The sequence below is a fragment of the Cloacibacillus sp. genome (assembly GCA_036655895.1).
Classification (GTDB): Bacteria; Synergistota; Synergistia; order Synergistales; family Synergistaceae; genus JAVVPF01.
Genome location: JAVVPF010000151.1, coordinates 1 through 554, shown reverse-complemented (window position 1 = coordinate 554; position 554 = coordinate 1). Strand labels below are relative to the sequence as shown.

General features: G+C 55.1%; 1 protein-coding gene. It reads right to left on the bottom strand.

Features of this window, described 5'->3' with window-relative positions; all coding sequences use genetic code 11:
• Window positions 1-554, bottom strand: a 554-nt coding sequence (locus tag RRY12_13400) for a chemotaxis protein CheB (protein ID MEG2185666.1), incomplete at both ends; no start/stop codon positions are given.

The following is a 554-nucleotide window of genomic DNA, read 5'->3' as shown; positions in this document are numbered from 1 at the left end:
CGTCGGGCGCTACGTAGATGATATTTGGCTGGACGGGCGCGCCGTCAAATGCGACACGCGCGGAGATGGGGCCCTTTTTAGAAAGGTGCTCAGCAAATATCCCGGCAAAACCTTTTGTGATGTGCTGCACGATGAGCACGCACGGCATATCTTCGGGAAAGCCTGAAACGAGCTTCATAAGCGCTTCGGTGCCGCCGGCCGACGCGCCTATCGCGACGAGCCGTATCGAGCTGGTAAAAGAGGGCCTTCGATGAGTCGGATGCGTTAAAACGGCGTTTTTCCTATCCGCGGGAAGCGCGGTCTTCGCGGCGTTCAAATACGCGGCGTTTCTTATGTGGTAGAGCATCCTGTTAAACGGAGCTAGGTCGTTATCATCGTCGTGCCCCGGCCTGCGCACGACAGAATAAAAGCCCATCTCAGAAACATCTTTGCGCGTGAGATCGAGCGAGGTAAAGGCGATGACCGGTACGAAGGTCATCTCCCTTATCTTGGCCAGGATTATCAAATCGTGCTTTATAGGCTCGCATAGGTCGACAATTATGACGTCCGGGCTG